Annotated in this window: 15 protein-coding genes; 9 read left to right on the top strand and 6 right to left on the bottom strand. The window is 46.9% G+C overall.

The window, feature by feature from the left end:
• The 3 genes from VB118_04375 to VB118_04365 all read right to left on the bottom strand — a co-directional run bounded on the left by VB118_04375 (window position 1) and on the right by VB118_04365 (window position 4,361).
• On the bottom strand, window positions 1-1,173 hold the full coding sequence (locus tag VB118_04375; GenBank protein MEA4831839.1) for a ribose-phosphate pyrophosphokinase: 1,173 nt from the start codon (window positions 1,171-1,173) through the stop codon (window positions 1-3).
• Window positions 1,174-1,274: 101 nt separating this feature from the next.
• Window positions 1,275-2,303 carry an aldose 1-epimerase family protein gene (locus tag VB118_04370; GenBank protein ID MEA4831838.1) on the bottom strand — a complete coding sequence of 343 codons (1,029 nt, stop codon included), beginning with the start codon at window positions 2,301-2,303 and terminating at the stop codon, window positions 1,275-1,277.
• Between the two features lie 78 nt (window positions 2,304-2,381).
• Entirely contained in the window at window positions 2,382-4,361 is a 1,980-nt protein-coding gene (locus tag VB118_04365) for a serine hydrolase (protein ID MEA4831837.1), read from the bottom strand.
• 461 nt (window positions 4,362-4,822) lie between these two features.
• Between VB118_04365 and VB118_04360 the strand changes: the two genes are divergently transcribed.
• Window positions 4,823-6,268, top strand: coding sequence for a peptidylprolyl isomerase (locus VB118_04360; protein MEA4831836.1), 1,446 nt, complete (start codon window positions 4,823-4,825; stop codon window positions 6,266-6,268).
• 267 nt (window positions 6,269-6,535) lie between these two features.
• On the opposite strand, the gene VB118_04355 is transcribed toward VB118_04360, so the two are convergent.
• Window positions 6,536-7,612 carry a DUF4855 domain-containing protein gene (locus VB118_04355; GenBank protein ID MEA4831835.1) on the bottom strand — a complete coding sequence of 359 codons (1,077 nt, stop codon included), beginning with the start codon at window positions 7,610-7,612 and terminating at the stop codon, window positions 6,536-6,538.
• 272 nt (window positions 7,613-7,884) lie between these two features.
• Between VB118_04355 and pyrH the strand changes: the two genes are divergently transcribed.
• The 8 genes from pyrH to VB118_04315 all read left to right on the top strand — a co-directional run bounded on the left by pyrH (window position 7,885) and on the right by VB118_04315 (window position 18,781).
• Window positions 7,885-8,613, top strand: a complete 729-nt coding sequence (pyrH, locus tag VB118_04350; GenBank protein MEA4831834.1) for a UMP kinase — start codon at window positions 7,885-7,887, stop codon at window positions 8,611-8,613.
• Window positions 8,614-8,672: 59 nt separating this feature from the next.
• Window positions 8,673-9,227 carry a ribosome recycling factor gene (gene frr, locus VB118_04345; GenBank protein ID MEA4831833.1) on the top strand — a complete coding sequence of 185 codons (555 nt, stop codon included), beginning with the start codon at window positions 8,673-8,675 and terminating at the stop codon, window positions 9,225-9,227.
• A 19-nt stretch (window positions 9,228-9,246) separates the two neighbouring features.
• Window positions 9,247-9,960, top strand: coding sequence for a polyprenyl diphosphate synthase (gene uppS, locus VB118_04340; protein ID MEA4831832.1), 714 nt, complete (start codon window positions 9,247-9,249; stop codon window positions 9,958-9,960).
• On the top strand, window positions 9,957-10,817 hold the full coding sequence (locus tag VB118_04335; protein ID MEA4831831.1) for a phosphatidate cytidylyltransferase: 861 nt from the start codon (window positions 9,957-9,959) through the stop codon (window positions 10,815-10,817). The genes uppS and VB118_04335 overlap by 4 nt, the downstream gene beginning before the upstream one ends.
• 110 nt (window positions 10,818-10,927) lie before the next feature.
• Window positions 10,928-12,094 (top strand): 1-deoxy-D-xylulose-5-phosphate reductoisomerase, encoded by a 1,167-nt coding sequence (gene dxr / locus VB118_04330; protein ID MEA4831830.1) that lies wholly within the window; start codon window positions 10,928-10,930, stop codon window positions 12,092-12,094.
• A gap of 154 nt (window positions 12,095-12,248) precedes the next feature.
• Window positions 12,249-13,286 (top strand): M50 family metallopeptidase, encoded by a 1,038-nt coding sequence (locus VB118_04325; GenBank protein MEA4831829.1) that lies wholly within the window; start codon window positions 12,249-12,251, stop codon window positions 13,284-13,286.
• A 1-nt stretch (window position 13,287) separates the two neighbouring features.
• Window positions 13,288-14,382, top strand: coding sequence for a flavodoxin-dependent (E)-4-hydroxy-3-methylbut-2-enyl-diphosphate synthase (gene ispG, locus VB118_04320; protein MEA4831828.1), 1,095 nt, complete (start codon window positions 13,288-13,290; stop codon window positions 14,380-14,382).
• Entirely contained in the window at window positions 14,375-18,781 is a 4,407-nt protein-coding gene (locus VB118_04315) for a PolC-type DNA polymerase III (protein ID MEA4831827.1), read from the top strand. The genes ispG and VB118_04315 overlap by 8 nt, the downstream gene beginning before the upstream one ends.
• Window positions 18,782-19,236: 455 nt before the next feature.
• Here the strand turns inward: VB118_04315 and VB118_04310 are convergent, their stop codons facing one another.
• A complete protein-coding gene (locus VB118_04310) occupies window positions 19,237-21,207 on the bottom strand; it encodes a heavy metal translocating P-type ATPase (protein MEA4831826.1) in 1,971 nt (656 codons plus the stop codon).
• 26 nt (window positions 21,208-21,233) lie between these two features.
• Window positions 21,234-21,593, bottom strand: a complete 360-nt coding sequence (locus tag VB118_04305; protein MEA4831825.1) for a metalloregulator ArsR/SmtB family transcription factor — start codon at window positions 21,591-21,593, stop codon at window positions 21,234-21,236.
• Between the last annotated feature and the right edge of the window lie 384 nt (window positions 21,594-21,977).

The raw sequence follows: 21,977 nt of genomic DNA, 5'->3' as shown, positions 1-21,977 counted from the left end.
TCAATGAGAGGTTTCGTTATTAAACCTGTCCTTCATTAATTGGTTTATTTTTTGATGCGGATCTATCAGCGTGCTGACAGAGATGTTATGGTTTAGAGCAGCGATTATATACGCGATATATTTCGACACATCGACTTCATAAAACCATGGACGCTGTAAAAGCTCTGGTCTTCTGTACGTCAGGTTCGTGCCTAATATTCCGTCGAAAAGTCCGGCCGCATAAGCCTTGTCAAAGCTTGAAAGACCGCTCGTGAACAAAGCATATGTTGCATAGGCGAAAATGCGGTTGGCTCTACGCTTCTTCAGCTCAATTATAATATCAAGCACGCTGTCGCCGGATGAAATAATATCGTCGGCTATAAAGATATCCTTACCTTCAACCGACGCGCCTAGATATTCATGCGCCACAATCGGGTTTCTGCCGCCGACAATGGCGGAATAGTCTCTGCGTTTATAGAACATCCCGAGGTCAACGCCGAGCACGGATGAATAGTACATATTGCGGTTGATCGCGCCCTCGTCCGGACTTATTATCATAAGGTGATCCTTATCCGGATTTATATCCGGAAAGTTGCGGAACAAAGCTTTCAGAACCTGGTAATACGGCATTATATTGTCAAAGCCCATTATGGGTACGGCATTCTGAACTCTGGCGTCATGAGCGTCGAAGGTTATGATGTTTGATACCCCGAGATGCTGAAGCTCCTGAAGCATAACTGCGCAGTCAAGCGATTCGCGATAGCTGCGTTTATGCTGTCTGCCGCCGTAAAGGATAGGCATTATGACATTCATTCTGTAAGGCTTTCCGCTTGCGGCCTCAATGATTCTTTTCAAATCTTGAAAATGGTCGTCGGGACTCATTGCGTTTTCGCGGTCGAAAAGCTTGTATGTGCAGTTATAGTTCCCTACATCCACATATAAAAACAAATCGTCTCCTCTAACGCTGGATTTTATCATGCCCTTGCCGTCTCCGGTCTGAAATCTCGGGCATTCCGCGTCGATAAGAAACGTGTCGCGATCATATCCGGCCATCTTTGACCATTCAATGAGATACCAGTTGATCTTTTTGCAGATTTCCTCAGATCCATTGAGCGAAATAAGACTGAGAGGCGCGACTCTTTCCTGATGAGCGAATATGGTGTCGCTCGTAATGCCGAGCAGGTTACTGTCCATATTTATTCCGTCCTTCCTTGTTTGGGGAGAGTCCGCTTGCATATCTTCGCACCAACATTTCAGCCGCGAAGATTGCTCCGTTTGTCTCTCCCGGTATTTTCTCATTTTTCTTCTTTTATTTTTACCGAAAACCTACGTTTTGCGCTTTCTCCCGGCGCCAGTGTTTTAAGAGTGCCGTTGCGGATGTTTTCCTCATATCCGTCCAGCGTTGCGTTTGCTGGTTCAAGTCCCATGACATAGGCGCCCTTTTGAAACATTTTCCATTGAACAAACACGTCAAGCGCGGAGGCGGCAGGCTTTTTCGAAAAGTCGTCGAAGCTTATTTCAAGCGAAAGCCCCAGCGCGGAATTTTTCATTCCGAAAGAACGGACGCCGTTTTCGTCTTTTTCCAACGTATGATAATAGCACATTTCACGGTATTCGTCAACCGGTGACGTTATATCCGAATAATTTTCGGCGTGAAGCGCGGCATATTCGTCCCTGGGAACGATCTTTTTTGATTTTATTACAGGCACAGAGCTCTCGCAGAGAAACGGATAACCGATGTTGAAGTGATAAAGCTGCATAAACGGACGGGCGGTGTGAGAAACGTTAGTTACACAGTCCTCGAAGAAAAATTCCGCTTCGCTTCCCGATTCCGCCGGAAAAAAATATTCCCGGCGCAGAGTAAACGCTTCGCCAAAGGCGCACGCCTCAGTCATAACTCCTGAAAGCCTTACTCCGCCGCCATCACGGGAGTATGAGAGCTGTTCGGCAGGAATATTCGATAATCTTCCGTGAAGACCGAAGCTTTCTCCGCCGTAAGAATCGGGCGAACCTATGTTTCTCAATCCGCAGCTGGTGAGAAAGCCTCCAAAAAAATTCCTGAGCCATCCCGCGCCGGACGCGTCGTAATACTGCGGCGCGGCTATGCCTACAGGCGTAATATAATTTAAGTTTATCCCTTTATATCTGACATTGTACAAATCCATGCATCTGTCACATACGACCGTGGCATCAAGTCCGGCGGGAGTGGATATGCTTGCGATTCTTGTTCCGCGGGCCCGCCCTTCCTCAAACCGTGAAACGGAAAATGAAATGATCTGATCCGGATTGCCGATATACGGCAAAGCACCCTGCAATGAATTCATAAATTTATTTCTCCTTGACCGATTTTTATAAACTCTGAAAAAGACTTTGGTATATGGGCTTTCACTCATATAAAAGTATTATTTTGTTGCTGCTTTAATTATTTTCGGATCCGCGATAAATCTGACTTCCGGCATAAAAGCGATGCTCACGCGGTATAAAAGATATCCGCCGTCAACCTTATGCGCCAGGGCGTTTATTATTTTTTTACCCGGCATATCCTCAAGGAAAGCATCCAGCCCTCTCGAAACAAATTCGATATTTGGCTTTTCCGCAAATTTCGCCGTCACCGTATCCTCGTCATCAAAGAAAAGCTTTATTATTCGTGAATTCGGGATTTCAACAAAGGAAAGCCTCATAACGAGGCATTTAACCCCATCCTCGTTTTCGGCAAATCTGCCGGCCGTTCCCACACGGTATTTTTCTCCCGAAAAATTAAGCGTTGCGTATTTCGCCTCGCCTCCGAAGCCGACGGGAACACGGAATATTTCGCCGCCCTCCGCAAATACAACCGAAAATTCGTCATTGTTCGCCCCGGAAACGGAAAATTCTATGCTGTCTATGCCGCCGGTAAAATTATTCTGTATTGACTGAGTCATGAGAGGAAGCAATCCGACGATTCTCTTGCTCCAGAGCGCATATTTTCTGCCGTTAAGCCGTGCGCACATATCGGGCAGAGCCTTTGGCACGGCCTTACTGCCGCCTGATGTTAAATCTACTTTACGCCGCGTAAAAAGCCGCGCAAAAATACTTTGCGGCATGCTTGTTTCCGCGCTTTTTTTCGCTCCGTAAAGCTCCGTTCCATGATAATTACTGTTGTGGGAATCATGTATGTGTTCATTCCCGTGGAAATCACTGCCGTGGGCATCACTACCGTGGGCATCACTGCCGTGGGAATCACTGCCGTGGGAATCACACAGCATGCGAAGCTCGCGCAGAGCCTGTCCGTTTCCGCTTTTTGCTATTAAATAGGCCGGATCGGCCGGTATAAAACCGTTTCCGAAAAATTTATCTGCTATTTTATAATATTTGCTCTGCTGAAACATTTCCTCGTTGCCGGCGGTCGTGACAATGATTATATTCTTGTCTTTATATCCGAGAACATTCTGACCGAACATGCCGTTTAAAAGAAACGACTGTGTGTTTTTCCCTACCCATACGTGGTAACCATAATCATAATCGCCCGCTCCTTCGGGAGCTTTTATATGCGCGCGCGTCGCCTCGCTGATAAATTCCTTTGATATAATGCGTTTGCCGTTGTATACGCCGCCGTTCAGATATAATAATCCGATTTTAGCCATATCTTCCGGGAGTATATACAAACCCCAGCCGCCTTTTTCGATGCCTTCGGGAGATTTTTCCCAGTAAACCTCTCCCATACCAAGCTCGTCAAACACCGGCTTTTTAAGGTATTCCGTAAGCTGCTGTCCCGTAACTTCCTTTACAATCGCGGAAAGTATATAAGAATTCATGCTGTTGTAATTAAATTCCTTGCCCAATTCAAATCTGGGCATGGATTCCAGAAAGCCCTTTATCCATTCCGTTTCGGTCACGCTTCCGGCTTCGTTGAACATGACGCCGCTTGACATTGTAAGCAGATGCCGGACCGTCAGATTCTTCAGCGGAAGGGCGGTAATATGATTCGCGTAACGATCCAACAGCTTCACCACTCTGTCATCAAGCGAAAGCTGTCCGCGGTCGATCATCCGCCCTATGGCAAGCGCGGTTATGCTCTTGCACATTGAATGCATCACTCTTCTGACATCAGGCTCATATGCGCCGTAATAGCATTCGCACAGGACATTTGAATTTCTTATAACTGTGACGCTGTGCATATCTATAGATTTCTCATCCCTGAGCGCACGAATAAACCGCGCAAGATAATCCGAGGATATTCCCTCTGATTCAGGCGCGGTGCGTTCAAGCGGGATGGCTGTGTGCATTTTACCGGTATATGCGGGCTTTTGAGGCGTATAGGAAATTATAGGCACGGTCTTTGATGACGTATCACTTATTCTGTTCAAAAGCTTTACAGTATTGGTGTAGACTTTTATATCCATACGATACAAACACCTGATATTTTTTTATTTGATATTCTACCTTTAATATATATATTATAACATATCGTTCAAAGCATATCAAGACTTTATATTCTATTTTCGGCATATGTTGACTCTTGTTATTAACGCGACAATCAAATAAATGCGTACCGCGCATAAGCTTCTCTCCGCAGGCAGCTGTGTCCAAAGGTTCGCGGCTTTCAGCTACGTTTATAGACAACAGAGTCCGAAAACAGCAAAACATAGTGATTTTATTACCGTCTGCAATAACTAAACATTATTTAAAATCAATTATTATTCAAATATTCTTCACGTTTGGATGCTATAATCGACAGTATATACAATAAGCTATCGTTAATCAGAGATAGATACCGCCCCGCGCGCATGCACGCTTCAAACGCACAGCATTGGCGGCGGATTTTAGTCCGGTAAATGGACGCAGAGAAAGGATTGGCGTTTCAATGGGAAAAGGCAACAGAAACAAACAATTAAAAATTAAGGAAATATCCATTAAACAAAAAAAGCGGGAGGAACAGGCCTTAAAACGCAAAAAAAGCCGTAAAATAGTCATTGTTTCGGTATGCGGCATTCTTTGCGCCGCAATTTTATGCACAGCCGGCGTTTTGATTGCAAACGCTGTTCTCGACAGCGGAGATTTGCTTCGCAGTAAAGTCTGCCTTTCAAGCGAAAATTATAAGGTTGACGAAGCAATGATAACCTTTTACATTTATAAAACCTATAATTCATATGTGGATTCATTAGGCGCGGATACTCTGAAGAATAAGTACGGGCTTGATACCTCCGTATCGCTAAAGGACCAATACGAAGAAGATAAAACAACATGGTACGACTATTTCCGCAATATGTCAGTCGACAGCGCAAAGGAAATGCTCGTGCTTTCAGAAGCCGCGCGCGAAGCCGGTGTCTCTCTTTCTGAAAAAGAGCTGTCCATATGTGACAATAAAGCGGGAGAATTAGATGTAAAAAAATATGGACGCGGCGTCAATATCGACGATATAAAACGCAGCCTTAAATTGTCTTCTCTTGTTTCAAAGTATCTGAATGACATAAATGAAGGAATCAAAGTAAGCGACGACGACATTCAAAGTTATTATACCAAGAATAAATACGATTACCTTTCGTTTGATTACCGCTGTTATTCGATCAATTTCTCATCTACAGGCGAGGAAGGAAAGCTCACCGCCGATGAAGCCAAAGCCAAAGCAGATAAGCTCGCCGCCGTATCCTCCGTCGACGAATTCCTTTCCTCCGCGGAAACGCTGATACGCGAAAACAACCCGGGTTTCACTGACGACCAGGTAGAGGCAGATCTCAACGAAACGCTTTCGGTCAAGGCGAATTACGATTCCACGGACAATTTCAAGGTATGGGCATTTTCCGACGGACGCAATGTCGGCGAAACCTATGTATCTAAAGGTACCTCTTCGTACAGCGTTTATTTACTCGTAAGCCTGCCGGCATTAGACGAAAGTATAACAAAGAATGTCCGTCATATTCTCATTACCGCCGCGTCCGCGGGCAGCGATTCCGCCGCGACCGCGCTGGCAACCGATATATTGAAACAGTTTAACTCCGGCGACAAAACAACAGATTCGTTTGCGCTTCTCGCGTTCGAATACTCTGAGGACGGAGGCAGTGCCGCAAAAGGCGGCAAATATACCAATGTCTATTCTCATCAAATGGTCGATGAATTCGACGAATGGTGCTTTGATCCCGCACGCAAATCCGGGGACACAGGCATTATAAAATCAAATTTTGGTTATCATGTGATGTATTTTGAGGGCGACGGTCTTCCTAAGTGGAAGGCGGACGTTTTCGACGCGGTATCTGCAGAGAAATACAAGGAAATTTACGAGGGCTTTGAAGCCAAATATCCGGTGAAATAAAAAGCACGATCATTCTCGACAAAATGTCATTTTAAACATGGCTATTTTATCGGTAAGCTTGATAGAGGTTGAGTACTCATCTTTGTTATTAAAACGGCATTTATTAAACGGTAATTAATTAAACAAGTTGTGTTTTGCGATAATTATTTAAATGCCAGGTTAATAAAGGGATATTAAACTACAGAAAATACGAATGAGTTTTTCACATAACAAGAAGACCGCACTTAAGCTATTAAATTTAGTGCGGTCTTTGCTAATTATAAAATTTTAACACATCGTCTTATCTATTATTTCTTCCGTAAGTCTGCTTTTTGAAAAAAGATATGTGTTGTCATATATCGCTCTGACAAGGGGATCACCGGATTCATACGCGTCATAGAATACACCGGGGGCACCGTCCTGATAGTACATCTTTATGCCGTCCTTCATGTATCCGGTCTTTACTCCGCCGCGAAGGTACGCGATGTACCGCGCGCGCCATTCAGACTGAGTGATTGAGCGGTAATCGATCTCCATTTCTACGCACATCCCCAGCATTTTTGCAAGCTTAGCGCATTCATAAACACGGTTCTCTTTTGCGTCATCATTGAACATATAATTAGGCTGAAGGCAGGCGGAGTCAAATCCGAATTGCGCCCACCTGTCGAATCCCGGCGCCTGATAATAAGGAATCCATATACTCTTGTACCCGAGCGAACGTATGTAGTCGGTCGTGAACCTTAATAATTCCATTTCTTCGGCATTGTCGCCGTCAATGTCTTCTTCATACCAATAAAAGCCCCACAGCTTCATGTTTTTAAAACCCCTGTCATTGAATCTTTTAAGCTGTTCGTCGATAAGCCATTTGACAGCTTTTTTACGATGCTCGGGCTTTGAAAAATCAAGGCTGATACCGCTGCCGTCAATATCGCCGAAATTATGTTGAGCAGTCATCGGACGGAGAATTGAAAGAAAGACATTGACCTTGTAGTCTTTGATACTCAGCTTGTTTTTTACCTGCCCGACCGCTTCTTCAAGCGCGGGAATATTTGTGTCCGGATAATACTGGTCATCGATATAATACTTCCAGTCCGAGAATATCAGATTTCCCGACTGCATTGATTCGCCTGACGGCGCACGGCTTGTACATGGCAAGAACAGATAGCTGTCAAAAAACGTATCCTGAAGCTCGTTATCTTTATTATAATAACCGGCGAACGGCAGTAAATCCTTGACAGAGTGCCTTCCGAAACGAACATTGGGATATGCGCAGGTGTATGTCAGAATGATATTGCTTATACCGCCCAGCTCATCGGGGGATGCGAATTTATCAAGCATATTATTTTCGTAACTTCCTCGGTTCATATTATTCTCCCTTGTTTCATATAAGTCGTTTATTCCTTGATACGATAATTGTATCTTGATATAGATCGTTTTGTCAATAGAAACAGAGGTATATTCCCGACATTGCGGCAATAAATTTCCGCGATCCTCCGTATTTCACCGTTTTGTATTATCGCTCACAACATCTCCAAATTGAAATTTTATGTTAAAATATCAATTTACTCTTTACAAACATATTAAAAAAAGATAGAATAATAAGAGAATTTTTCCGTTCTAAAAGGGGATGCAAACCAATGGGAAACAAATATAAACGTGTGCTTATCAAAATTTCGGGCGAGGCACTTTCCGCGGGAGAACAGCCGGAGGGCGGCAAAGCCATAATCAATTATAAAACCCTTCGAACTATCTGTGAGAAAATAAAGACCGTGCATGACTCCGGCACGGATGTCTCGGTAGTCGTCGGCGGCGGCAATATATGGAGAGGCGAAAAGGGCGCCGGTTTTGAACGGGTCAGGAGCGATCACATGGGCATGCTCGCGACGGCGATAAACGCTCTTGCCATACAGGATACTCTGGAGCAGATGGGGCTTGATACGCGCGTTATGACCGCGATAGAAATGAACCAATTCGCGGAACCTTATATCAGAAACAAAGCAATATCGCATCTGTCAAAAAACCGGGTTGTAATTTTCGGCTGTGGCATAGGCAGCCCGTATTTTTCAACTGATACGACGGCCGTATTACGCGCCAAGGAGATAGGCGCGGATATTGTCCTCTTCGCAAAGAACGGGACCGACGGCATATACGATTCAGATCCAAACGCGGTAAACTCCAAAGCAAAATTCTTGCCTCACCCCGACTACAATTATATCCTTTCCAACAAGCTTGCGGTAATTGACGGCACGGCGGCGGCATTTGCTCAGAAAAACAACATCAAATGCTGCGTCTTCAATCTCAATGATCCGGAAAATATAGTCCGAATTGCCCGCGGGGAAGATATCGGCTCTATAGTTGAGGAATAATATTCATGACGAGCAATGCATTTTCAATAAAATTTTAATACTTTATAAGGAGAAACGACATGAAACTTCAGACCGGTGAATACGAACAGAAAATGAAGAAAACCCTGGATGCCTTTACAAAGGAATTCGCGGCAGTGCGCGCAGGACGTGCGAATCCGGCCGTCCTCGACAAGGTGACAGTCAATTATTATGGAACACAAACACCCATCAACGGCGTTGCGGAAGTAAAGATTCCGGAGCCACGGGTTATCATGATTCAGCCCTGGGATGTAAAAACGCTTAAAGAAATAGAAAAAGCAATCCTTGCCTCCGATATCGGGATCAATCCGATCAACGACGGCAAAACAATACGTCTTAACTTTCCGCAGCCCACAGAGGAACGCAGAAAAGAGCTCTGCAAGCAGGTCATGAAAATGGGCGAGGACGGCAAGATCGCGCTTCGCAATATCCGCCGTGAAGGAATAGACAAGATAAAAGATTTAAAAAAGAAGAGCGAAATGACCGAAGACGAGCAGAAGCAAAGCGATAAGCTCATGCAGGATCTCGTCGATAAATATATAAAGCTCGTGGACGCGGCTGTCGCGGAAAAGAACAAGGAGATCATGCAGGTCTGATAAAAACAGGGTCAAATAAATGATAAACAAAAGCGAATCATTTCCGCGTCATGTGGGAATTATCATGGACGGCAACGGACGGTGGGCATCCCGCCGGGGTCTGCCCCGTTCGGCCGGGCATACGGCAGGCGCCCAGACATTCAAGCGGTTATCGGAATATTTTCTCGATCTCGGAACCGAGACCGTGACTTTCTATGCTTTTTCGACCGAAAATAAAGGACGTCCGCAGGATGAGGTCCGCGGCATATCAAAGCTTTTTTTCGAATATCTCGAGGAATGGTTTACGATGTCCAAGGATAAAAATATGCGGATCCGTTTTTTGGGTGACAGAAGCTTTTTTGACACGAAAACGATCGAATTAATGAACCGCGTCGAAAAAGACAGCGCCGTATACGAAAATCAGATGAATATCGCCGTCAATTACGGCAGCCGCGCAGAAATATGCCGTGCGTTCAATATATTGTCGCAAAAGCTTCGCACCGGCGAGCTTTCGCCCGGAGCGATTACCGAAAATAACATCGAAGGTGCGCTGTATACAGCCGGACAGCCGGATGTGGACCTTTTGATACGTACCGGCGCGGAAAAGAGAATATCAAATTTTCTCCTCTGGCAGTCGGCATACGCGGAGCTTTATTTTACAGACAAGCTTTGGCCGGATATGACGAAAGCGGATATTGACGCGGCTATGGAATTTTTCGCGACGCGCAAGAGGCGGTTCGGGAAGTTGAAATGATTAATAAGAATATTTCCGAAAAAGAAGGGCAGAACATTAAAATGCGGCTGCTGACGGCGGCAATCGGAATCCCGCTGCTCGTACTTCTGCTGTTTTACTCATACACAATAGCATGGGACTTTGCGATCACCCTTCTGTCTTTGATCGGCACATATGAAATTTTGTCCTGTGTGGGAATGAAAAACCATATAGGGCTTTCCGTGCCGTCTCTTATTTACAGCGTGGTATTGCCATTATTTACACAGAATTCATATAAATTTCTATATAATTGCACTATAATATATGTGCTTGTTATTTTGTTCGCGGGAGTCATTTCAAAAAAGCAGTATCCGACGCGTGATATTTCGCTCGCGATAGCGATGACCATATATGTCGTCAACGCGTTCACCGCGCTTATAATGATACGCAGTCTTGATAAAATCGGTCTTTATGTATGTATTCTCGTATTTGTGGGAGCGTGGATGACCGACACCTTCGCTTATTTTTGCGGCCGGCTTTTCGGAAAGCACAAGCTGATTCCTGAAATAAGCCCCAAAAAGACGTTTGAAGGCGCGCTGGGCGGCATAATTTTCTGTGTTCTGGCATTTTGGGCCTACGGAGCTATTCTCACAAATCTGCGCGGCGATATAGAATTCAACCTGTTCGGAATGCTCTTCACCGGTCTTATTACGAGCGTGGTGGCTCAGTTCGGAGATCTTCTCGCTTCGGCCATCAAGCGAAATTTCGGATCAAAGGATTACGGGATGATATTTCCCGGACACGGCGGCGTTCTTGACAGATTTGACAGCATTCTTACCGTGGCTCCGTTTTTACTAGCCATTACAAGCCGTTCAGACCTGTTTTATCTTTTTAAATAAAGCTGAGGTTCAGAAAAGATACTCTTTGAAGGCTTCTGTAAAATAACTTGTTTTAAAACTGACATTTAACCCTGCTCATAACACATACTGTTACAGGAAGAGGAATATTATTGAAGAAAATCGCGGTTCTCGGCTCGACGGGATCCGTCGGCACACAGACGCTCGCCGTCGCCGAAAGCGCCGGAATAAAAATCAGCGCGCTCTGTGCCGGGACAAAGATTAAAGAGCTTGAAGCACAGATAAGAAAATTTCATCCCTCGCTTTGCGCCGTCATGGACGAGGAACGCGCAAGGGATTTAAGAATTGCGGTCGCGGATACCGGCACGCGCGTACTATCCGGAATTGAGGGAATATGCGACGCCGTCTCGGAAAGCGGCGCCGAGCTGGTCGTGAACGCGATCGTAGGAAACGCCGGCATCAAGCCGATGCTGCGCGCAATAGAAGCAAAAAAGGATATAGCTGCCGCAAACAAGGAATCGATAGTTTCCGCCGGAGACTATATTATCGAAAAAGCAAAGGAAAACGGCGTAAAGATAATCCCGGTCGACAGCGAGCATTCGGCGATATTCCAATGCATGTCCGGAGGCTTTAATGACCGCCGGTTTGCCAAACGCCTTATAATAACGGCTTCGGGCGGTCCTTTTTACGGAAAAAAGCGCTCTGAGCTTGTCGATGTTACACCGGAGCAGGCTGTCAATCATCCGACGTGGATAATGGGGCGTAAAATCTCTGTGGATTCCGCGACGCTTATGAACAAAGCGCTTGAGCTAATTGAAGCGTCGAGGCTTTTCGCAATGCCGCATGAAAAAATCGACGTGACGATACACCGTCAGTCCACCGTTCATTCGTTTGTCGAATTCACCGACAACAGCATTCTCTGTCAGATGGGATATCCGGATATGGCTCAGTGTATACGCTTCGCTCTGTTTTATCCCGAGCGAACCGAGGACAGCGGGCTGTGCCGCCCCATCGATTTCACAAAGCCGATGACGCTTACATTCGAGCCGCCGGATGAAGAAACCTTTTCTTTCGTTAAGCTGGCACGCCGCGCCCTCGAAAAAGGCGGAGCGGCATGCGCCGTTATGAGCGCCGCCGATGAAGAAGCCGTAAAGCTGTTTCTGGGAAAACGTATAAAGTTCACCGATATTTTCAGTCTGGTCGAAACAGTTTTCAATAAGCTCTCAGATCTTCCGCTAAATACAATCGAAGAATTAACAACTGCAGAGGATGCCGCGAGAGCAGAGGCGGCCGCGCTTGCGGGAATCAGAATTTATTAACTCGGCAGTTAAATAATTACCGCTTAAAGAGAGAAAAGACTTTAATATTCAGGCTTTTCTCTTTTATAAGACAAGAATTTTACACGATAAGGCGTATAATACAGTTCCCACATGCTCCCGAAATCAGCTTTCGGGGCGTCAAGAAAGGATAATCATGAGCTTTACGAGCATACTTATTGCGATTTTGTTCTTTTCGCTGATGATCTTTGTCCACGAGCTTGGCCATTTTATCTCGGCCAGATGCTGCGGAGTGAGAGTTTTGGAATTTGCCATCGGCATGGGTCCGAAAATTATCGGACGAAAATCCAAGAAATCCGGTACGGAATATTCCGTCAGATTGTTTCCGATAGGCGGATTCTGCTCCATGCTCGGCGAGGAAGAAGAGGTCAGCGACGACCACGCGCTGTGCCGCCGTCCGCCGTGGCAGAGGCTTATAATCCTGTGCGCGGGATCGTTCATGAATATTCTTACCGCAATATTGGCGATGTTCATAATGCTCTTTTCTCAGCAGGCTTATTATTCCACAAAGGTTGACGGCTTCACCTCGGAAACCGCCGCGTCCATGCAGGCTGGGCTCAGAAGCGGAGACGTGATAATCGCCGTCAATAATCAAAAGGTAAACGTGTTCAACGATATCGCCTATGCGGTTATGAGAGAAGGCACGTCGCCATGCGACATCACCGTTATGAGAAACGGTGAAAAGATCGTAATCAACGATGTCGTGTTCCCGACCTATACCGAAAAGAGCGTAACATACGGTGAGCTTGACTTCCGGACCACGGTTGTGGGAAAGAGCTTCGGAGAAGCGCTTAAGCAGTCCGTATATCAGTCCTTTTCGACACTGAAGCTGATATACCAATCCCTGCTTGATCTGATTACCGGCAAATACGGTATCGACAGTGTTTCAGGACCGGTCGGAACGGTCGAGCAGATAGGCGAGGTGGCTCAAAACAGCGATTTCAGAACCCTTTTATTCCTGTATGTTTTCATCAGCATGAACCTCGGTGTGTTCAATCTGCTGCCGCTTCCGGCATTGGACGGCGGAAGGATCATTTTTGTGTTGTTGGAAATGATAAGAAGGAAACCGATAGATCCTAAATATGAAAATTATGTTCATCTTGCCGGTTTTGCCGTACTGATAATGTTCATGGGCGTTATAACCGTGCTTGATATAATAAAAATAGTAAAGTGATATGATAAGAAAAATTACAAAACCCGTTCTGATCGGGCCGTATACAATCGGCGGAGGCGGCCGCGTGCTGATCCAGTCGATGACCAATACGAGAACCTCCGATGCTCAGGCGACGCTTTCGCAGATACGCGCGCTTGCCGACGCGGGCTGCGATATCGTTCGCTGCACCGTGTCAGACAATGACGATGCCCGCGCCTTATATCAAATAAAGGAATCAAGCCCGATTCCTGTTGTGGCCGACATTCATTTCGATTACCGGCTCGCAATAGCGGCGGCGGAGGCGGGCGCGGATAAAATCAGAATAAATCCTGGAAATATCGGCTCGGATGACCGCGTTGCCGCGGTGTGCCGGGTATGCCGCGAAAAGAAAATACCTATACGCGTCGGTATTAATTCCGGTTCGGTCGAAAAGGAAATACTGAATAAATACGGCGCTCCGACCGCAGAGGCTCTATGCGAAAGCGCGATAAAGGCCGCACGGCTTTTGGAGCGTTTTGATTTTTATGATATAGTAATTTCCGCGAAATCGAGCGATGTTGTCACCACGATTATGACAAACAGGCTCCTCTCCGCGCAGACGGATTATCCAATACATATCGGCGTCACGGAATCCGGCACGGAACGGGCGGGAGTTATCAGATCCTCCGCCGGTATTGGCTCGCTTTTATGCGACGGCATAGGTGATACAATAAGGATTTCCCTTTCCGCCGATCCCGTAAAGGAAATAGAGGCCGCGCGTATACTTATGGCCGCGTGCGGGCTGCGGGGTGCCGAGACTGTCGAGATCATCGCATGCCCCACATGCGGAAGAACCAGGGTGCCTGTGATGGAAATTGCGGCCGAGCTTGAAAAACGAATCGCCGCCGCAAAGTTAAAACCTAAAAGAAGGATTCGCGTCGCGGTCATGGGCTGCGCCGTAAACGGTCCGGGAGAAGCTCGTGAAGCTGATGCGGGCATTGCCGGAGGCGACGGAGAAGCTTTGTTATTCAGAAAAGGAAAAATAATAGAAAAAATCTCATGCCGGGACGGTTCGCAATCAGCGTCCAATCGGCTCATGGAAGAAATCAGGAGAATAATCGAAGAGGATAATGGGTAAAAAAACATTCCGTGAAATGTTCGCGAAATATGAGCCGGAAGAAGAATTTTTAAAGGCGCTCGAATATCTTGCGGATTATTCATATTCGATAAATAAAGAATTCAGATACATAAAAATCAACTGTTCTTTTATAAAAATCATTCCGCGCACCGTCTTGAATTTCGCGGAAAGCGGGATAACGTCCGCGTATTCGCTCGCAAGCTGCCGCATTTATCCGTCATATCCGGAAAAGCTGTTCGGACAGGCCGGAGCGGGAATTGAAGAGCTTATTTCGGAGCTTTCCTGTGACAGCGCGTTCGCCAACGGCTTTTTTGACGGCGCTTCGCTTGACGACAACGGAGCCATCGTAAAAATAACGCTGCGTCCCGGTCTGGATCTGCTTCCGCGCCGCGCCGATTGCGAATCAAGCCTTTCACAGATATTGCTGCGTGAATTCTCAATGGAAAGAAAGGTCGTCATAGAAGCGCCAGAGCTTTCTCTGGAGGAATATGAGCGGCGAATGTCAGAATACGACACATATCAGTCCGCGAATACCCCCGCTTTATCTTCCGAAGCCGCGCCGGTTCATCCGCACGCGATACAAAGCGGCATCGAAGGCAAAGCTGTTCCCACAGTGATAAGCGGAGAAAACCCGGATGAAGTCCGAGCCGGATATATGTTATTTGACATATCCGAAGCAAACCGATCACTTTTATACGGCAAGGAACAGCCGAACGATCCTGAAAGAAAGATACTTTCTCTGGGCGAGCTATCTATGCATGAAGACAGAGCAACGATATGCGTCTGCGGACGAGTTTTTTCTGCCGAAGCTAAGGAAAACCGCGCCGGTACAAAGCTGTCATGCACGCTGAGACTTACCGATGAGCAGAACTCGTTTGAAATACGCGCACGCGGATCGCGCGGAAGTGTAGGCGCGCTTGCCGATATATCGGAAGGCACAGACGCTTTGGTTTTCGGGCGCATAAAGCGCGATAAGTTCGACGATGAGCTTTATATCGATCCCTCCGCGATATATAAAATCGTTTCAAAAGGCAGAAAAGATAATGCTCCCGGTGAAAAGCGCGTCGAGCTTCATCTGCATACACAGCTTTCCGCGATGGACGCGACGATCCCTCCCGACAAAATAGTGAAAACAGCCTTCAAATGGGGTCATTCCGCTGTTGCGATCACAGATCACGGAAACGTTCAGGCGTTTCCCCAGGCAATGGAAGCTCTGGAAAAGCTCGGAGATGACGCAAAGGATTTCAAGATTATATACGGCATGGAGGGTTATCTCGCCGATGACACGGCCCGCGCTCTGTTCGGAGAGGCTCACGCATCGTTGGAAAACGGTGAATTTGTCGTTTTCGACATAGAAACCACAGGCCTTTCCCCGGTCAGCTGCGCAATAACCGAAATAGGCGCGGTCCTGTACCGCGCGGGAGAGGTTACGGACACCTTTTCGACCTTCGCCGATCCCGGAATGCCGATCCCGCCGAACATCACCGAAATAACCGGGATCACCGACGATATGGTTGCAGGCGCGCCGGATCAGAAGGCCGCGGTGGAGGCTTTTCTTGAATTCGCCGCCGGCCGCACGCTTATCGCGCATAACGCCTCGTTCGATACCGGTTTTGTCCGCGCGGTCTGTGATAAAAACGGTTTGAAATTTGACAATCCATATATCGACACGCTCGCGCTGTCGAAATTTCTGAACACCGATCTGAAGCGCCACAATCTGGAGGCGCTTCGCGAATATTTCAAGCTTGGAGAGTTCAACCATCACCGCGCTTACGATGACGCGACCATGCTCGGAATGATTTTCTCAAAAATGACCGCAAAACTGAAACAGTTGGGCATAACCACCCTTGATTCGCTCGGAGAGCAAATGAGCTCAAACTGCGATCCGAAAAAGCTGCCTACATATCATGTTATAATTCTTGTGAAAAATCTCGCTGGGCTGAAAAACCTCTACCGCATAGTTTCAGATTCTTATCTTAAATATTACCGAAAGCATCCGCGCATACCGAAAACAGTGCTGAGCGAATACCGCGACGGTCTTATTGTCGGCTCTGCCTGTGAATCCGGCGAGCTTTTCCGCGCCGTCGTTGAAAACAGGAGCTATGGCGATTTGCTTAAAATCGCCGATTATTACGACTATCTCGAGGTCCAGCCGCTGCCAAACAATTATTTCCTTGTAAACGGTAACAGCGAGGAAGGCAGAAAACAGCTCATAGAATACAATAAAACGGTAATCGGGCTCGCGGCGAAGAAAAACAAGCCGGTCGTGGCGACAGGAGACGTGCATTTTCTCAACCCGCAGGATGGCTTATACCGGAAAATATTGCTTGCCGGCATGAAATTTGCCGACGCAGACAGAGATATACCGCTATATTTTCGCACCACTGAGGAAATGCTAAGCGAATTCGATTATCTTACACCGGAAAAGGCATATGAGATAGTCGTGACCAATCCGAATCTGATCGCATCACAGATCGAAAAGCTCCGCCCTATACCGAAGGGAACATATACTCCGAAAATGGAGGGTGCGGAGGACGATCTCACGGATATGTGCCATGCGCGCGCGCACGCGATATATGGGGATACACTTCCCGAAATCGTATCTGCCAGATTGGAAAAAGAGCTTGGATCGATAATCAAGCATGGCTTTGCGGTTTTGTATATAATTGCTCAGAAGCTCGTGAAATTCAGCGAGGACAACGGATATCTTGTGGGCTCGCGCGGCAGCGTTGGATCATCATTTGTCGCCAGCATGGCCGGAATTTCAGAAGTAAATCCGCTTCCGGCACATTATGTCTGCCCGAAATGCAAATACAGCGATTTCGACACCCCCGCAAAGCTCGGAGCGGGAAGCGGATTCGACCTCCCGGACGCGGATTGCCCGATATGCGGCGCGAAAATGCGCGGCGACGGACATGACATACCATTCGAGACCTTCCTCGGCTTTTACGGTGACAAATCGCCAGATATAGACCTAAATTTCTCCGGAGAAGTGCAGGGCAAGGTGCATAAATACACGGAGCAGCTTTTTGGAAGTGAAAATGTGTTCCGCGCGGGCACTCTCGGCACCCTCGCCGATAAAACGGCATACGGTTTTGTCATGAAATACCTTGAGGGAAAGGATATCAGTGTCAACAAGGCCGAAACGGAACGACTTGTCAGCGGCTGTGTAGGCGTAAAACGCACAACGGGACAGCATCCCGGAGGAATAATCGTCATACCTCGCGAAATGAATGTGCTGGACTTCACTCCGATACAGCACCCCGCGGACGACGCCGAAAGCAACGTTATCACAACGCACTTCGCGTTTTCATATCTGCACGATACTATTTTAAAACTTGACGAGCTTGGCCACGATGTACCGACAAAGTACAAGAAGCTCGAGGAATACACGCATACCTCCGTACTGGATGTTCCGATGAACGAACCGGAGGTATATGAACTTTTCACCTCGACCAAGCCGCTCGGCGCGAATCTCGATGAAATAAATGTCACGATCGGCACTCTCGGACTGCCGGAATTCGGAACAGGGTTCGTTATGCCGGTGCTTATCGAATCAAAACCGAAGAATTTCGCCGATCTTCTGCAGATTTCCGGTCTAACTCACGGAGAGGGTCTTTGGCTCGGAAACGCACAGGATCTTATCAAAAACGGCGTTTGCGATATATCAAAGGTCATCGGAACGCGCGACAGCATAATGCTCGCGCTGATCAAATATGGAGTCGATTACGGCATATCGTTCAAAATTATGGAATTTGTCCGTAAAAACAAAAAAGGGGCGCTGATCAAAGACGAAATGATCGCCGCCATGCACGAAAAAAATGTGCCGGAATGGTATATAGAATCACTCGGAAAAATCCGTTACATGTTCCCGAAGGCTCACGCGGCCGCATACGTAATGAGCGCGATAAGGTTGGCGTGGTATAAGCTTCATATGCCGCTTGAATTTTACGCCGCATTTTTCACCGCCGCACCCGCGGGGCTTGACGGAGAGATAATAATGAGCGGCAAAGCCGGAGTGCTCAAAGCCATAAAGGAAATAGAAGCCAAAGATAAAAACAACGAGGCAAGCCAAAAGGAGCAGGCGATGATCGCCCCGCTCCAAATGGTTTACGAATCATATGCGCGCGGTATCAAATATCTTCCGGTAAGTCTTGAAAAATCCGACGCGTTCGCGTATCTGCCTGAAAACGGGAAGATAAGGCTTCCTTTTGCCTCCCTGTCAGGCGTAGGAGAATCGGCAGCGGCCAATATATACAGAACACTGCGCGGGGAAACTGTATTCTCGACAGAGGAGCTTAAACAGAAAGCGGGCATCACAAAATCCGTAATTGAAGCTCTCAGGAAAAACGGAGTTTTGGACAAGCTGCCGGATACAAATCAGATAAGTCTGTTCTAAGTAAACGCTTAAGGACCCTTTTGGAAAAGGGTCCTTAAGAATCCCCTAAAACTCATTTTGGGCTATCTGAAATGAGTTTTTTTGGAGGTATGGAACTTTTTCCCAAAAAGTCTCCGGCTTACCTTTCTGGATCGCGAAGTGGGACACGCTTAAGGGCCTTTTGGAAAAGGGTACTTAAGAATCCTCTAAAACTCATTTTGGGCTATCTGAAATAAGTTTTTTTGGAGGTATGGAACTTTTTCGCCAAAAAGTCTCCGGCTTACCTTTCTGGATCGCGAAGCGGGACGCGCTTAAGGGCCTTTTTGGAAAAGGCTCCTTAAGAATCCCCTAAAACTCATTTGGGAATTTTCCCGAATGAGCTTTTTTAATTTTAATTTTCAAAAGGAAAATTTTCTGGGATTCTCAAGGGCTCTTTTTCAAAAGAGCCCTTGAGCGGAGCCCCGCATCCCATCTTTTTATATACGCGCCGCACGGGCCGCGTTGAGCACCGCGATAAGCGTCACTCCGACATCAGCGAAAACCGCGCTCCACATCCCCGCTATGCCGAACGCGCCGAGGACAATAAAAACAGCCTTTACGGATAACGCAAAAATGATATTCTGCATTACTATTGATGTCGTTTTCTTTGAGAGCCGGACAGCAAGCGGAACCTTCAGCGGATTGTCATCCGTGATGACGACGTCAGCGGATTCTATGGCGGCGTCGCTACCGAGCGCCCCCATTGCCATACCCACGTCGGCACGCGCAAGCACGGGCGCGTCGTTTATGCCGTCTCCGACATATATAAGGCTTCCATTTTCATTTTCTGAAATAAGAGCCTCAAGCTTTTCGACCTTTTGATCGGGCAGCAGACGCGAATAAACACGGTCAAACTCCATAAGGCGTCCGATGCGTTCGCCTTCATCTTTGGAATCTCCGGTCAGCATCGCGGTCATTGAAACGCCTTCTCGTTTCAATTCACGTACGGCGCGGACAGAATCGGGCTTAAGGCTGTCGCTGATAATACAACAGCCTATATATTTACCATCATAGGAGGCATAAACCGCGCTGCCGCCTGAAGAAACGCGCCTCACCTCGGAATCCCGCGGATTGGCACCGCATTCCTTCATTAAATCGAGATTTCCGGCGTAACAGGGCTTACCGTCGATTACGGCGTAAGCTCCCCGTCCGGGTATTATCCTGTATTCTCCGATACGCGAAAGATCGGGAGATTTTCCGATATGCGCGGTAATCGAACGCGCTATCGGATGGTTTGAATGTGCCTCTACAAGGGTAAGCAGCTCAAAAAGACGCTGTTCGGTAACTCCGCTCGGATAAACCTCCGAAACGGTGAATTCACCGTTTGTCAGCGTTCCGGTTTTATCAAAAACGCAGACAGAGGCTTTTGCAAGCAGCTCGATATAAGTAGTGCCTTTTATCAGTATCCCCTTTTTTGCCGCTCCGCCGACTCCGGCAAAATATGTAAGCGGAACTGATATGACGAGAGCGCAGGGGCATGAAATGACAAGAAAAACGAGCGCCCGGTGTGCCCACTGAGCGAATTCGGCTCCGAAAAGCAGAGGAACAAATGCGATGAGGATCGCGGCCGCGACAACCGCAGGCGTATATACGCGCGAAAAACGTGTTATAAAGCGCTCCGTATGCGCTTTTTTTGATCCGGCGCTTTCCACAAGCGCAAGAATTTTCTCAATAGTAGAATCGGCATAAAGCTTCAGTACACGGGCTTTCAAAAGACCCTCGCCGTTGACGCAGCCGCTTATCAGCTCAATGCCTTTGCCGGCATATCGCATCATCGGTTCGCCTGTTAGCGCGGAGGTATCTATATCCGATTCGCCGGAGATCACGACGCAGTCAAGCGGAACACGCTCGCCGGGATTTATTACGATTGTTTCTCCAATAAGAATGTCACGCGGAGCGATCCGGAGAATCAAGCCGGCGCGTTCAACATTCGCAAATTGCGGCCTTAGCTCCATGAGGTGGGCGACAGATCGCTCTGAGCGCCGCACGGCGAGATCCGAAAGCGTTTCACCAAGACGGTACAATATCATTACAGAGGCGGCCTCGGGATAGTCTCCGAGCGCAATCGCGCCGGCAGTCGCGACGGTCATAAGAAAATTCTCGTCAAAAAGCTTACCTTTGAATAATCCGCGGATCGCATTAAAAACCGTTTCTCCTCCGGCAGAGCAATATGACGCGAGGAATGAGAGCATTATCAATAATTCTATCAATGGTGAATCTGCGACCGCCGATCCGGAAAACGCCAGCCCGAGCGCGAAAAAGCAGACGCTTATACCGGCGCGGATAAAGCCGGTCTTCACGCTTTCGCCTTTATCGTGATCGCAGTGGCCGCAATTATCTCCTCCCGCGCAGCTTTCACCACCGTAATTAACCGTATCGCATTTCAATGATTTATCTGTTGAATTCATAATCAGCACCTTTTCATAATAAATATTTATTCCGCGATATGCTCCGCGCCCTGTCCGAGAATTGTGCGGACATGATCATCGGAAAGCGAATAAAAAACAGCTTTACCCTCACGGCGGTATTTTACCAGCCCTGCCTGCTTCAAAATTCTCAGCTGATGCGAAATTGCGGACTGATTCATGTTTAAAAGTCCGGCAATGTCGCAGACGCACATTTCAGCCTCGAACAAAGCATAAAGTATCCTGATCCGCGTTGAATCTCCGAAAACCTTGAAAAGCTCCGCGAGATCGTATAAGCTGTTTTCATCTATCATATTCCGTTCGGCTTTATTGATTATTTCCGTATGAATTTCACATTCTTCGCATAAAATATCGATGTTTTCATCCATATTGTTTCCTGCTTTCTATTATATTATTTCATATGCTCATATGTGCATATGATAATACTATATTTGAATTTTGTCAATATAAATACGAAAATTTTTTTGTATTATATAATGTCCGCCGAACAATCACAAAACACATACAACAGTAAAAAAATGATGAAAACAATGATTGCACAACTAAATTGGTCGATTTTCAACCAATTTAGATGTACAATCAATGGATACTGAGCTCTAAAATAAATGATTTTGGAGTGTTTTGGCCGATTTTTCAACTGCAAAACTTCAACAGACATTATATAATTGCCGTTTAATAATTTCCGTTTTATAACATAAAACGATGAATACAGCATAAATTATATAGCGGATTATAAGTGCATCCGCTGACAC

The organism is Oscillospiraceae bacterium (assembly GCA_034925865.1).
Classification (GTDB): Bacteria; Bacillota; Clostridia; order Oscillospirales; family SIG627; genus SIG704.
Note: the sequence above shows the minus strand (reverse complement) of the source record. Positions and strands in the feature narration are given on the sequence as shown.